The organism is Streptomyces sp. CRN 30, assembly GCF_034105845.1.
Map to the genome: position 1 here is coordinate 1 of NZ_JAVRHI010000545.1, position 13,335 is coordinate 13,335.

Genomic DNA, 13,335 nt, shown 5'->3' on the forward strand with positions numbered 1-13,335 from the left:
CGGCGCCGGTCCCGCAGCAGGGCGGCCCCGGCGGTGACGCGGGAGCGACGTCGGTCTACGGCGACCGCAGCCCGACGACGTTCCACCGGCTGGACCTGGGCCGGGTGATGCGCATCGGCCGTGCGCTCGACAACGAGCTGGTCGTCTCCGACCTGCAGGTCTCGCGCCGGCACGCCGAGTTCCACGCGATGCCCGACGGCCGTTCCGAGATCCGCGACCTCGGCTCGCACAACGGCACGTTCGTCAACGGTGTGGCGATGGCCAAGGGCGGCACGGCGCTGCTCGGCCCGGACGACATCGTCGGTGTCGGCCACTCCACCTTCCGGCTCGTCGGCGACCGGCTCGAGGAGTTCGTCGACACCGGTGAGGTGTCCTTCTCGGCCCGCCACCTCACCGTCACGGTCGACGGCGGCAAGCAGATCCTCAAGGACGTCTCCTTCGGCGTCCCCGAGAAGTCGCTCGTCGCGGTCATCGGCCCCTCGGGCTCCGGCAAGTCCACACTCCTGAAAGCCCTCACCGGCTACCGCCCGGCCGACCGGGGCGAGGTCCTCTACGACAACCGGAACCTGTACAAGCAGTTCGCCGAGCTGCGCCAGCGCATCGGCCTGGTCCCGCAGGACGACATCCTGCACAAGGAACTCACGGTCAGCCGGGCCCTGAAGTACGCGGCCAAGCTGCGCTTCCCCGCGGACACCACGGCGGCCGAGCGTGACGCCCGCATCGACGAGGTGCTGCGCGAGCTGAAGCTCGACATCCACAAGGACAAGAAGGTCACCGCCCTGTCCGGCGGTCAGCGCAAGCGGGTCTCGGTGGCCCTGGAGCTGCTCACCAAGCCGTCGCTCATCTTCCTGGACGAGCCGACCTCCGGCCTGGACCCGGGCATGGACCGCGACGTCATGCAGTTGCTGCGCGGCCTCGCCGACGACGGCCGCACCGTCCTGGTGGTCACCCACTCCGTGGCCGAGCTGGCGCTCTGCGACCAGCTCCTGGTCATGGCGCCCGGCGGCAGCGTCGCCTACTTCGGCCCGCCGGAGGAGGCCCTCAACTTCTTCGGCTACTCGTCCTGGGCCGACGTCTTCTCCGCGTTCGAGAACTACCGGGACTACGACTGGGCGGGCCGCTGGAAGGGCTCGCAGCACTACCAGATGTACGCCGCCGACATCGACGCCGGCGCCCCGCAGTCGGCGCAGACGCCCCCGTCGCAGGCACCGCCGCAGGCGATGAGGCCGCCGAAGCCGCAGGGCTGGGGCTCCCAGCTGATGACCCTGATCCGGCGGTACGTCGCGGTCATCGTCTCCGACAAGGGCTTCCTCGCGCTGACCTTCCTCCTGCCGGCCGTCATCGGCGCGGTGAGCCTGCTCATCGACCCGGACAAGAGCCTGCTGCCCCGGGAGAACCCGGGGACCGGCCGGCTCATCCCCAACGGCACGGCCACCACCGTGCTGCTGATCCTGGCGGTCGGCATCTGCTTCGCGGGCGCCGCCAGCTCCGTCCGTGAGCTGATAAAGGAACGGGTCATCTACGAGCGGGAGCGCGCGACCGGCCTGTCGCGCTCCGCCTACCTGACGTCCAAGGTGATCGTCCTCGGCGTGATCGCGCTGCTGCAGGGCGCCCTGGTCACCGCGATCGGCTTCTCCACCCGGGAGATGACCGAGGAGGGCGTGTTCCTCGGCGACGGCAAGGCCGCCGTCATGCTCGAGCTGGCCGTCCCGGTCATGGCGCTCGGCTTCGCCTCGATGATGGTCGGCCTGGTGATCTCCTCGCTGGTGAAGACCTCCGAGGTGACCATGCCGCTGCTGGTGATGTTCGCGATCTTCCAGGTCGTGTTCACGGGGTGCCTGTTCATCCTGCACGGCACCCCGGGCGTCAACGAGTTCTCGTACCTCATGCCGTCCCGCTGGGCCGTCGCCGCCGCCGGCGCCACGATGGACCTCAACCGGATCAACCCGAACACCGACGATCCGGGCAGCACGGACCCCCTCTGGGACCACGAGGCGTCGGCGTACTTCATGGACATGGCGGCCCTGCTCGCCCTCGCCGCCGTCTGCGGCCTCCTCGTGGCCCGCTTCCTGCGCCGCCACGAGCCGGAGGTCATGCGGAAGTAGGCTCCGTACGGAACGCGGGAAGGGCGGCACCCCACCGGGGTGCCGCCCTTCCCGCGCCGACGCGCCGCTCAGTGCCTCAGTACGGGCCGTCCACGTTGTCGATCGACCCGTAGCGGTCGGCCGCGTAGTTCGCGGCGGCCACGATGTTGGCCACCGGGTCGTAGATGTCCTTCGGCGTGCCGGAGACGTGGTACGCCTCGAAGGTCGGCGGGATCACCTGGAGCAGGCCCTTGGACGGGATGCCGTTGATGGCGTTGATGTCCCAGTTGTTGATCGCCTTCGGGTTGCCCGAGGACTCCCGCATGATGTTCTTGTGCAGCCAGTAGTACGAGCCCGGGATGTCGTTCTTCTTCATGATGTCGAGCGACTCGCGGATCCAGCCGTCGAGGTTGTTCGCGTAGGTCTTCTCGGCGACCGGCTGGACCGGGGCGCGCTCGGCGGACCGGCTGGTGCTCTCCGTACCGCGCTCCTCGGTGGCCTTCTTCTCCGCGTCGCTCTTCTTCGCGTCCGTCTCGGCGGCGGCCTTCTGCTTCGCCGCGGCGGCCTCGGCCTTCAGGCTCGCGCCGGCCAGCTGGTCGGTGACGCTGGCCTTGACGTCCTTGATGTGCTGCTCGTCGTAGACCACCGGAGCGGTCGCGGAGTCCGCGGTCGTGGTCTGACCGCCGCCCGGCACCAGGCTGATCGCGAGGGCGGCGGCACCGAGGCCGGCGACACCGGCGAGCGAGAGCTTGTGGGTCTTGGTCAGGGCTCGACCACGACCCTGGGCGGGGGTGTTCTGGGACATGACTGGGGGACCTCTTCGAGTAGCGGAAGGCCGCTCTGGCGCCAGGGGGGACACGATGTTTCCGGCAAGAGCGCCGCGGGTAAGAGCCGCGGAACCGAGCGACGGCAGCCATTGTTAGCGGCCGCAAAAACCCGTGGCAAAGGTGTGACGTACGATCCGGGATAGTGGACACGGGGCCGGAAAAGTGGCACGAAAAGGCACGTCTTCCCCGCTCATCGAGCCGCTCTGGCTCTCCTAGCGCCCTTCGTACGTGATGTGCGCCCTATGTGGGGGCTCACATCGCCCGCCCGTCATCCTCACCAAGAGTTGCTAGAGCAATGCTGCGTGTAGGTGGTGTCCGACGGAGTCGCGCACACCCGGGCGGAAGCGCGAGGGAACGGGTGGGACCGGGCCCCCGGTCCTAGGACCACCGCCCCCGCGCGGCCCCGTCACCCGACCGATCCGGGCTGTCGGACCCCGCCGGTACCGTGAGGTCATGAGTCAAGGTCCACGGTCCGGCCTGGCAGCGGTGAGCTCCGCGCTGCTGGCCATGAGCAGGCACCTGGAGGTGCGGGACGTCCTGAAGACGATCGTGGCCTCGGCGCGCGAGCTGCTCGACGCCGAGTACGCGGCGCTCGGCGTGCCCGACGACCACGGCGGCTTCGCCCAGTTCGTCGTCGACGGCGTCAGCGAGGAGCAGTGGAAGGCCATCGGCCCGCTCCCGCGCCAGCACGGCATCCTCGCCGCGATGCTGCACGACGCCAAGCCGGAGCGCCTCGCCGACGTCCGCGAGGACCCCCGCTTCGAGGGCTGGCCGAGCGCCCACCCCGAGCTCGCCGACTTCCTGGGCCTGCCCATCCGCGACGGCGACGAGGTCATCGGGGCGCTCTACCTGGCCAACAAGGTGCGTCCGGGCCAGGGGCACCCCGCGGCCCCCGGGCCCGCCGGCGGCTGCGGTTTCACGGCGGACGACGAGGAACTGCTGTCGATCCTCGCCCAGCACGCCGCGATCGCCCTCACCAACGCCCGGCTGTACGAGCGCAGCCGCGAGCTCACCATCGCCGAGGAGCGCTCCCGGCTCGCGCACGAGCTCCACGACGCCGTCAGCCAGAAGCTCTTCTCCCTGCGCCTGACCGCCCAGGCCGCGGCCGCCCTGGTCGACCGCGACCCCTCGCGCGCCAAGGGCGAGCTGCAGCAGGTCGCCGAGCTCGCCGCGGAGGCGGCCGACGAGCTGCGCGCCGCCGTCGTCGAACTGCGTCCCGCGGCGCTCGACGAGGACGGCCTGGTCGCCACCCTGCGCAACCAGGCCCGGGTCCTCGACCGCGCCCACACCGCGCGCGTGACCTTCGCCGCGCACGGGGTGCGCGCGCTGCCCGCGGCCCAGGAGGAGGCCCTGCTCCGGGTCGCCCAGGAGGCCCTGCACAACGCGCTGCGGCACTCCGGCGCCGCACGGGTCGACGTCACCCTGCGGCGGCGCGGCGGCTGCGCGGCGGTCCTGCGCGTCACGGACGACGGCGTCGGCTTCGACCCGCGGACGGTACGGCGCGCGGGACGCCACCTGGGCCTGGTCTCCATGCGGGACCGGGCGAGCGGGGCCGGAGGCCGGCTGACCGTGGAATCGGCGCCCGGCAAGGGCACCACGATCGAGATGGAGGTCCCCGGTGGCTGACGCGATCCGAGTGCTGCTCGTCGACGACCACCAGGTGGTCCGCCGCGGGCTGCGCACCTTCCTGGAGGTGCAGGAGGACATCGTGGTGGTGGGGGAGGCCGCCGACGGCGCGGAGGGGGTCGCCCGCACCGAGGAGCTCCGGCCGGACGTCGTCCTCATGGACGTCAAGATGCCGGGCATGGACGGCGTCGAGGCACTGCGCCGGCTGCGCGCCCTCGACAACCCCGCGCGCGTGCTGATCGTCACGAGCTTCACCGAACAGCGCACGGTGGTCCCGGCACTGCGCGCCGGAGCCGCCGGGTACGTCTACAAGGACGTGGACCCGGACGCCCTCGCCGGAGCCATCCGCTCCGTGCACGCCGGGCACGTACTGCTCCAGCCCGAGGTCGCCGGCGCGCTCCTGTCCCAGGAGGAGAACGTGCCGGGGCAGGGCAGGGGCGGCTCGCTCACCGAGCGGGAGCGCGAGGTGCTGGGCCTGATCGCGGACGGCCGCGCGAACCGCGAGATCGCCCGCGCGCTCGTCCTCTCCGAGAAGACGGTCAAGACCCACGTCTCCAACATCCTGATGAAGCTCGACCTCGCGGACCGCACCCAGGCCGCGCTGTGGGCCGTGCGCCACGGTGTGACGGAATGACCACAACCCGGTGTGACGGGATGACGGACCACTCGAAAGGCACTGTCCCGGACCGAGATACACACAGTCGTGTGGATGTACTCCGGATGGCGCATCCTCACCGGACGCGGGCCGTTCCCCAGGGCGTGCTGCGGGGACCGACCGCAGCGATCGTCAGGGAGGACCGAGAAGTGAAGAACCTCAAGAAGGCCGCGGCCGTCGCGCTCATGGCCGGTGGTCTGGTCGCCGCCGGTGCCGGCATGGCTTCGGCGAGCGCCGGCGCGCAGGGTGCGACCGTGCGCTCGCCGGGCGTGCTCGCGGGCAACCTTGTCCAGGTTCCGGCCCACGTCCCCGTCAATGTGGTCGGCAACGGTGTGAGGGTCGTCGGCATCCTGAACCCCACCTTCGGCAACAAGGGCATCAACCACTGACACCCCGGCACATCGGTGACCACCGGCCTCCCGGACGCCCAGGAGGCCGGAGGCCGTCGAGGAGCCCCGCGACCCCAGCGGTTCGCGGGGCCGGCTCCCCCGCGTCCGTCCCGATGCCCCGGTACCCCGGCGGCGCAGGCCCTCCCTCCGGCAGGAGGCCCTCAGCGCCCGCCGCGCTCGCGCTCCTCCACGGCGGAGTTGTACGCCGCCACCTGCGCCCGCCGCGCCGTCCGCTCCACCGGGCGCAGCGCCGACGCCCGCGCCGCCATCTCCGAGGCGCTCACCGCGCCCCCGTGCCCGTTCCCGTACGCCAGTGAGACCAGCAGCCCGACCCGCTGGGCCAGCTCCAGCACCCGCACCGCCCGCGGCGGGTACCCCGGCGCCAGCACCTTGCGCCCCTGTTCGGCCCGCGCCCGGTACGCGTCGACCGCCGCCTCCGCCACCGGCCCCGAGCCCGCCACGTCCAGCCGCGACAGCACCTCGGTGGCCTCCCGCAGGGCCTCTGCCAGTTCCCGCTCGGCCTCCCCGAGGGACGGTACGTCCGCGGGCGGCGCCTCCCGCACCTCCAGGCAGTGCCAGACGACCTCCACGTGCACGTCGCCCGCGGGCCCCGCCTCGTACACCTCCGGCACCAGCCCCAGGGCGGCGCCGTGACACACCACGGCCTCCTCCGCCTCGATCGCCCGCTTGTTGAACTCGGGCGGCCCGCTCAGCCCGAGCGGATGACCGGCCTGGGGCAGCGCCACCCGCAGCCCGGTCGCCCCGAGCGTGCGCAGCCGCCCCAGAGCGAGGGAGAGACCGACGGGGCCGGACTCCCCGGGCAGTCCCTCCACCCGGTGCACGGCGTCCTCCCCGACGATCGCGAGCACCGCGTCGTCCGGCGAGACGAGCCCGGCAAAAAGGGCATTCCCGTAGGCGGTGAGGCGTCCTGAGCGCGGTTCCGAGAGCATGCCCCCAGCCTAAGGACCGGCCGATGGAACGGTCCGCCCGGCCGGTGGCGTAGATTTCCTAGGGGGCTTTCGCCCACGGGCGAGGGTCGCGCACAGGCGTACGCGAAAGCCGAGACCGGCCGACACTGCAAGGGGAGACAGCGCGCTCATGAGCGATGTTCTGGAGCTGGAGGACGTAACCGTGGTCCGCGAGGGCCGCGCTCTGGTGGATCAGGTCTCCTGGTCGGTCAAGGAGGGTGAACGCTGGGTCATCCTCGGTCCCAACGGCGCCGGCAAGACGACCCTGCTGAACCTCGCGTCGAGCTACCTCTTCCCCAGCAAGGGCACCGCCACCATCCTCGGCGAGCCCCTCGGCAGGCCCGGCACCGACGTCTTCGAGCTGCGCCCGCGCATCGGCATGGCCGGCATCGCCATGACCGAGAAGCTCCCCAAGGCCCAGACCGTCCTGCAGACCGTCCTCACCGCCGCGTACGGCATGACGGCCACCTGGAACGAGGACTACGAGGAGATCGACGAGCAGCGCGCCCGCGCCTTCCTCGACCGCCTCGGCATGAGCGAGTACCTCGAGCGGAAGTTCGGCACCCTCTCCGAGGGCGAGCGCAAGCGCACCCTCATCGCCCGCGCCCTGATGGCCGACCCCGAGCTGCTGCTCCTCGACGAGCCCGCGGCCGGCCTCGACCTGGGCGGCCGAGAGGACCTGGTACGGCGCCTCGGCCGGCTCGCCCGCGACCCCATCGCCCCGTCCATGATCATGGTCACGCACCACGTGGAGGAGATCCCGCCGGGCTTCACCCACGTGCTGATGATCCGCCAGGGCCAGGTGCTCGCCGCCGGTCCGCTGGAGCTCGAGCTCACCTCGCGCAACCTCTCCCACTGCTTCGGCCTGCCGCTCGTGGTCGAACAGGTTGGCGAACGCTGGACCGCCCAGGGCCTGCCGCTGTCCTGACGCTCCAAGCCCTGGTCCGCCGACGCGAGTTGAGCCGTCCGGCCGTACAACCGGGCTTCGGTGCCCCTCACTTGATCGTGCGCCCTGTCCGTGGGGCGATAGTGGTCCTACCATGACCATGTGGACAGCATTGACGCATGGGTGTGGTGGCTTGTCGTCGCGGTCGGACTCGGTATTCCGCTCGTTCTGACCGCGATGCCGGAGTTCGGCATGCTCGCCGTGGGCGCCGGGGCCGGTGCCCTGACGGCGGGGCTCGGCGGCGGCATCGTGATCCAAGTGGTGGTCTTCGCCGCCGTGTCGGTGGCGCTCATCGCGGTCGTACGTCCCATCGTGGCCCGGCAGCGCGCCGAGCGGCCGGAGCTCACCAGCGGCGTGGACGCGCTGAAGGGCAAGCACGCCGTCGTCCTGGAGCGGGTCGACGGCGGGGGCGGCCGCATCAAGCTGGCCGGCGAGGTCTGGTCGGCGCGCGCCCTCGACGCCGGACAGGTCTACGAAGTGGGCCAGGAAGTGGATGTCGTGGAGATCGACGGGGCCACGGCGATCGTCATGTGACCGCGCGGACACAACTGGGCCGAACGCCCCACCCGGCAGTCGGCGGTCTGACAGACTCGACCAACAAGATCTTCACCAGGCATAAGATCTTCCTGAAACACAGAGTGCGGAGAAGGGTACGGGGAGTCGATGGAACCGATCATCATCGTCCTGATCATTCTGGTGGTGCTGGTCTTCATCGCCCTGATCAAGACCATCCAGGTCATCCCGCAGGCCAGCGCCGCCATCGTGGAGCGCTTCGGCCGCTACACACGGACGCTGAACGCCGGCCTGAACATCGTCGTCCCGTTCATCGACACCATCCGCAACCGCATCGACCTGCGCGAACAGGTCGTCCCCTTCCCGCCCCAGCCGGTGATCACCCAGGACAACCTGGTCGTCAACATCGACACGGTCATCTACTACCAGGTGACCGACGCCCGCGCCGCCACCTACGAGGTGGCCAGCTACATCCAGGCGATCGAGCAGCTCACCGTCACCACGCTCCGCAACATCATCGGCGGCATGGACCTGGAGCGCACCCTCACCTCCCGCGAGGAGATCAACGCGGCCCTGCGCGGCGTCCTCGACGAGGCGACCGGCAAGTGGGGCATCCGCGTCAACCGCGTCGAGCTCAAGGCCATCGAGCCGCCCACCTCCATCCAGGACTCGATGGAGAAGCAGATGCGCGCCGACCGTGACAAGCGCGCCGCGATCCTCACCGCCGAAGGCATCCGCCAGTCGCAGATCCTCACCGCCGAGGGTGAGAAGCAGTCCGCGATCCTGCGCGCCGAAGGTGAGGCCAAGGCCGCCGCGCTGCGCGCCGAGGGCGAGGCCCAGGCGATCCGTACGGTCTTCGAGTCGATCCACGCCGGCGACCCCGACCAGAAGCTGCTCTCCTACCAGTACCTCCAGATGCTGCCGAAGATCGCCGAGGGCGACGCCAACAAGCTCTGGATCGTCCCCAGCGAGATCGGCGACGCGCTCAAGGGCCTCTCCGGCGCCGTCGGCAACTTCGGCCTCATGGGTGGCGGCGGCCAGGGCGGCGCGGGCTCCTCCGGCGGCACGGAGCGCCGCGAGAAGCCGTCGATCACCGACTGACACCGACACGACCGGCACGGACATGACCGGGGCCGCCTTCCGACAACGGAAGGCGGCCCCGGTCATGTATCGCCAGAACGTATCGCCCGGCTAGGCCGCGCTCTGCGCCAGCCACTCCGGGAGCGCCTGGTAGTCGTCCTGCGCCAGCGTCAGCAGCATCGCGTCCGCGGGCGTCGGCTCGAAGGGCTGCAGCAGCAGGGGCATGCCGGCCTGCTCCGGCGTACGGTCCGCCTTGCGGTGATTGTCCTCCGCGCACGAGGCCACCGTGTTCAGCCAGGTGTCCCCACCGCCACGGGACCGCGGCACCACGTGGTCCACGGTCGTCGCCCGCCTGCCGCAGTACGCGCACCTGTGCCGGTCACGCACGAGAACGCCCCGCCTCGACCACGGAGCGTTTCTTCGGAACGGCACCCGTACGTATCTGCAGAGCCTGATCACCCGGGGCGCCGGTATGTCCACGGCGGCCCCGCGCATGCGCAGTTCGGGGTGGGCCTGCTCGACGACGGCCTTGTCCTGCAGCACCAGCACGACGGCTCGGTTGAGCGTCACTGTCGACAGCGGCTCGAAGCTCGCGTTGAGTACCAGTGTCTCCCGCACCCCGCCCACCTCCTGTTGCGCACCGGCCCACCCCCCTGGCGGGCTTGGATCAACCTTGGCCGGGCACACCGAGATGGACAACGCAATAAAAATGCCCGCCTCCGAACACTTCCAGGACCGGAGGCGGGCAAACGTTCAATGAACGTCGAGATGAGAAGAGGCAGGTCAGCTCTCGGCGGGAGCCGCGTACTCACCGATCAGCTGCGCACGCGCGAGCGTGTGGAAGCGCAGGTTGAAGCCGACCACGGCGGGCGAGGCGTCCGAGTCCGGGCCGAGCTCCTCCTGGTCCACGGCGTACACCGTGAACACATAGCGGTGCGCGCGGTCCCCGGGAGGCGGCGCGGCGCCCCCGAAGTCCTTCGTCCCGTAGTCGTTGCGCGCCTGCACGGCACCCTCGGGCAGCCCCTCGAACTTTCCCGTGCCCGCGCCCACCGGCAGCTCGGTCACCGAGGCCGGGATGTCGAACACGACCCAGTGCCAGAAGCCGCTCCCGGTCGGGGCGTCCGGGTCGTAACACGTCACGGCGAAGCTCTTGGTCTCCGGCGGGAAGCCCTCCCAGCGCAGCTGCGGCGAGGTGTTCCCCTCCGCCTGCACCTGCGCGTCCTTCAGCGTCGCGCCCTCCTGGACGTCCTCGCTCGTGACCGTGAACGACGGCACGGGGGGATGGAAGTCATGGGGAAGCGGGGGCCTCTTGGCCTCGGTCACCTCGGTACCTCCTGGTGCGTGGGATTGACTCTTCCGAGTTTCCGGGTCCTCGGACCCGTGGATCCTCGGGTTCCGAGCCTAGAACCAGTTACGCCTGCTGCCGACCTCGGACAGCCACTGGTTGAGGTAGGCCGCCCAGTCGGTGTCCTGGTAGCCGTTCAGTCCCACCCGGAAGGCGCGGAAGGAGTCGCTGCCCTCGCTGAACAGGCCGCCCCTCTTGTCCATCTCCAGGACGACGTCCATCTCGTTCTGGTCCGCGACGAAGCTGAGCTCCACCTGGTTCAGCCCGCGGTACTGCTGCGGCGGGAAGAACTCGATCTCCTGGTAGAACGGCAGCTGCTGCCGCGTACCGCGGATGTGCCCGCGCTCCAGGTCCGCGTTCTTGAACCGGAAGCCCAGCTGGATGAAGGCGTCCAGGATCGCCTGCTGCGCCGGCAGCGGGTGCACGTTGACCGGGTCCAGGTCACCGGAGTCCACCGCCCGCGCGATCGCCAGCTCGGTGGTCACGCCGACGTTCATCCCCCGCAGCGGCTGCCCGTCGATCATCGTGATCGGCGTCTCCCACGGGATCTCCAGCCCGAACGGAACCGCGTGGATCGCCTGGGCCTCCAGTTCGAAGGCCCCGCCGAGCGACACCTTCGTGAACTCGATGTCCTGCTTGTACTCCTGGTCGCCGCTCTCCACCTCGACCTTGGCCTGCAGCCCGACGGACAACCCCTCGATCCGCTGGCTCACGGAGCCGCCCTGGATCCGCACCTCGCCCTGGACGACCCCACCGGGAACGACATTGACCTCGCTCAGTACCGTCTCCACCGAAGCGCCACCGGCCCCCAGGCTCGCGAGCAGTCGCTTGAACCCCATGTCTCTTCCTCCCCAGGCAACGCCTGCGCTCTGTGTGAAGCCCTGTTCCGTACGGATCCTTGATCCCTACACACGCGATCCGGCCATCACCGGTTCCGCGCCCTCACCCTCAGGCGGAAGCCTCCCCGGCCGCGCGAGGACGGACAAGGCACGGCACCCGTCCGGAGTACGCTCGGACGGCATGATCGCGACAGCTGACCGTACGCCCCTGCCCCGCGAGTTCTTCGACCGACCCGTCCTGGACGTGGCGCCCGACCACCTGGGCCGCGTGCTCGTCCGCACCACCGCGGACGGTCCGCTCGAACTCCGACTGACGGAGGTCGAAGCGTACGACGGCCCGAACGATCCCGGATCCCACGCCTACCGGGGCCGCACGGCCCGCAACGGTGTCGTGTTCGGTCCGCCCGGACACGTCTACGTCTACTTCACCTACGGCATGTCAAGGCAGTCAGCATGAACGTCGATCTTCTCGCCCACCCTGCCGAAGAAGTCGCTCCCAAGCTGCTCGGGAGTGTACTCACCTGCAAAACCCCCGAGGGAACCGTGAGCATCGCCGTCACGGAGACCGAGGCGTACTCCGGCGCGGCCGACCCGGCTTCCCATGCCTACCGCGGCCGGACACCCCGCAACGCGGTCATGTTCGGACCCGCAGGACACCTGTACGTCTACCGGTCCCACGGCCTGCACTGGTGCGCCAACGTCGTCACCGGGACGGACGGCACCGCCTCGGCCGTCCTCATTCGGGCGGGCAAAGTCATCGAGGGGGAGGACCTGGCACGTGAGCGGCGAGGGGAGAGGGTCGAAAGTGCACGGCTCTCCCGAGGCCCGGGGAACTTCTGCCAGGCACTCGGCATCACGGCGGAGCACAACGGCGCAGACCTTCTGACAGGTGCCTCGGTCGTGTTGTCCGAGGGTGAGCCAGTACCTGCCGCGCTCATCCAGGTTGGTCCTCGGGTAGGCGTGAGCAAGGCCCACGACTGGCAACACCGGTTCTACCTCGCCGGTGATCCGACGGTCTCGGCGTACCGACTGAGCCCGCGAGCCAGACCGGCCACCGGGGCCTGACGCGCTGTGCGCCTTGCGAGCAGCGAGACGGCCGGACGGGGTGGACAGGTCGAGCACTCCCTGTGCCTGTGCGGCGGCCAACGTGACGCCGGTCGCCTCGGCCAGGTCCACCGGGGTAGGGCCGAGTCTGGCGTAGATGATCGCTCGCCCTGCCTGTGCCCTGCTTGTCGTCGCTTGCGGAGCCCTGTGGCACTGCATGAACCTGGTATGCGGACCGGAGGGCCGGGCGAGCGGGATCCTGCACCGGGCCGGCGAGATCGTGGAGGGCCTTGAGCTCGCCCCGCCCGCAAGCGGCGGATCTCGGCCCGCACCGACAAGGAACTGGCCAAAGGCCCGGCCCGCCTCGCCACGGCCCTGGGAGTGGACCGGACCATGGACGGCGCCGACGCCTGCGCCGGCCCCGACAGTCCCTTCGCCGTCCGGTACGGGACTCCTGTCGGCCCCGACCAGGTACGCAGCGGTCCGCGCACCGGTGTCGCCGGGGAGGGGGGCGTCCACCCGTGGCGCTTCTGGTTCGCGGACGACCCCACGGTGAGCCCGTACCGCGCCCACACTTCCCGTCGGCGTTGCACTTGACGCGGCCCTGAGGACTCCGTAACGTGGCCCGAGCCGCTTGAACCGGGTACGGCGATCAGCCTGCAGCCGGAAGCGGCCAACCCACTACCTCACCACCCCAACGGGATCGATTCCGACGTGCCCGCACGCCTGAATTGCATCTGCGCCACTCAGTTATGAGTTGGCAGGGGAATCGGTTAACGTAGTGAATGTCGAAAGGCCACGAGGGAAAACCTGTGGCCGGCAGACAGCCGAAAGGCGAAACCTGCCGACTGGGAATCAGGCCCGAAAGGATCTGATAGAGTCGGAATCGCCGGAAAGGGAAACGCGGAAGCGGGAACCTGGAAAGCACCGAGGAAATCGGATCGGAAAGATCTGATAGAGTCGGAAACGCAAGACCGAAGGGAAGCGCCCGGAGGAAAGCCTGAGAGAGTCTCTCGGGT

At 70.2% G+C, this 13,335-nt stretch carries 13 protein-coding genes and 2 pseudogenes; 10 read left to right on the forward strand and 5 right to left on the reverse strand.

Annotation, left to right across the window (positions count from 1 at the left end; translation table 11 throughout):
- A partial coding sequence (locus UW392_RS63175; protein ID WP_320784554.1) for an ATP transporter ATP-binding protein/permease occupies nt 1-2,105 on the forward strand: 2,105 nt, incomplete at its 5' end.
- A gap of 76 nt (nt 2,106-2,181) precedes the next feature.
- Here the strand turns inward: UW392_RS63175 and UW392_RS63180 are convergent.
- The gene (locus UW392_RS63180) at nt 2,182-2,889 is read right to left on the reverse strand and encodes a transglycosylase SLT domain-containing protein (RefSeq protein WP_320784555.1); all 708 of its coding nucleotides are present in this window, start codon (nt 2,887-2,889) and stop codon (nt 2,182-2,184) included.
- A 475-nt stretch (nt 2,890-3,364) separates the two neighbouring features.
- Here UW392_RS63180 and UW392_RS63185 point away from each other — a divergent pair, with 475 nt between their 5' ends.
- The 3 genes from UW392_RS63185 to UW392_RS63195 all read left to right on the forward strand — a co-directional run bounded on the left by UW392_RS63185 (nt 3,365) and on the right by UW392_RS63195 (nt 5,581).
- A complete protein-coding gene (locus tag UW392_RS63185; protein ID WP_320784556.1) occupies nt 3,365-4,537 on the forward strand; it encodes a GAF domain-containing sensor histidine kinase in 1,173 nt (390 codons plus the stop codon).
- Complete coding sequence (locus UW392_RS63190; RefSeq protein ID WP_320784557.1) at nt 4,530-5,171, forward strand: response regulator transcription factor; 642 nt, start codon at nt 4,530-4,532, stop codon at nt 5,169-5,171. The genes UW392_RS63185 and UW392_RS63190 overlap by 8 nt, the downstream gene beginning before the upstream one ends.
- A gap of 170 nt (nt 5,172-5,341) precedes the next feature.
- Complete coding sequence (locus UW392_RS63195; protein ID WP_320784558.1) at nt 5,342-5,581, forward strand: chaplin family protein; 240 nt, start codon at nt 5,342-5,344, stop codon at nt 5,579-5,581.
- A 161-nt stretch (nt 5,582-5,742) separates the two neighbouring features.
- Here the strand turns inward: UW392_RS63195 and UW392_RS63200 are convergent, their stop codons facing one another.
- Nucleotides 5,743-6,531, reverse strand: a complete 789-nt coding sequence (locus UW392_RS63200; RefSeq protein ID WP_320784559.1) for a hypothetical protein — start codon at nt 6,529-6,531, stop codon at nt 5,743-5,745.
- A 148-nt stretch (nt 6,532-6,679) separates the two neighbouring features.
- Between UW392_RS63200 and UW392_RS63205 the strand changes: the two genes are divergently transcribed.
- From UW392_RS63205 to UW392_RS63215, 3 genes are all read left to right on the forward strand, one after another.
- The gene (locus UW392_RS63205; RefSeq protein WP_320784560.1) at nt 6,680-7,477 is read left to right on the forward strand and encodes an ABC transporter ATP-binding protein; all 798 of its coding nucleotides are present in this window, start codon (nt 6,680-6,682) and stop codon (nt 7,475-7,477) included.
- 120 nt (nt 7,478-7,597) lie between these two features.
- Nucleotides 7,598-8,029, forward strand: coding sequence for an NfeD family protein (locus UW392_RS63210; RefSeq protein WP_320784561.1), 432 nt, complete (start codon nt 7,598-7,600; stop codon nt 8,027-8,029).
- Between the two features lie 129 nt (nt 8,030-8,158).
- On the forward strand, nt 8,159-9,109 hold the full coding sequence (locus tag UW392_RS63215; protein ID WP_320784562.1) for an SPFH domain-containing protein: 951 nt from the start codon (nt 8,159-8,161) through the stop codon (nt 9,107-9,109).
- Between the two features lie 90 nt (nt 9,110-9,199).
- On the opposite strand, the gene UW392_RS63220 is transcribed toward UW392_RS63215, so the two are convergent.
- The 3 genes from UW392_RS63220 to UW392_RS63230 form a co-directional block, all read right to left on the reverse strand.
- Nucleotides 9,200-9,706 carry an HNH endonuclease gene (locus UW392_RS63220; protein WP_320784563.1) on the reverse strand — a complete coding sequence of 169 codons (507 nt, stop codon included), beginning with the start codon at nt 9,704-9,706 and terminating at the stop codon, nt 9,200-9,202.
- Nucleotides 9,707-9,871: 165 nt separating this feature from the next.
- Nucleotides 9,872-10,411 carry a YbhB/YbcL family Raf kinase inhibitor-like protein gene (locus tag UW392_RS63225; RefSeq protein WP_320784564.1) on the reverse strand — a complete coding sequence of 180 codons (540 nt, stop codon included), beginning with the start codon at nt 10,409-10,411 and terminating at the stop codon, nt 9,872-9,874.
- Between the two features lie 78 nt (nt 10,412-10,489).
- Entirely contained in the window at nt 10,490-11,272 is a 783-nt protein-coding gene (locus UW392_RS63230; protein ID WP_320784565.1) for a sporulation protein, read from the reverse strand.
- Between the two features lie 181 nt (nt 11,273-11,453).
- On the opposite strand from UW392_RS63230, the pseudogene UW392_RS63235 reads away from it, so the two are divergent.
- The 3 genes and pseudogenes from UW392_RS63235 to UW392_RS63245 form a co-directional block, all read left to right on the forward strand.
- Nucleotides 11,454-11,711 (forward strand): annotated as a pseudogene (locus UW392_RS63235) (DNA-3-methyladenine glycosylase); the annotation flags it as partial.
- Between the two features lie 14 nt (nt 11,712-11,725).
- Nucleotides 11,726-12,337, forward strand: coding sequence for a DNA-3-methyladenine glycosylase (locus UW392_RS63240; RefSeq protein ID WP_320784566.1), 612 nt, complete (start codon nt 11,726-11,728; stop codon nt 12,335-12,337).
- Nucleotides 12,338-12,521: 184 nt separating this feature from the next.
- Nucleotides 12,522-12,913, forward strand: a pseudogene (locus UW392_RS63245) (DNA-3-methyladenine glycosylase); the annotation flags it as partial.
- Nucleotides 12,914-13,335: the final 422 nt, after the last annotated feature.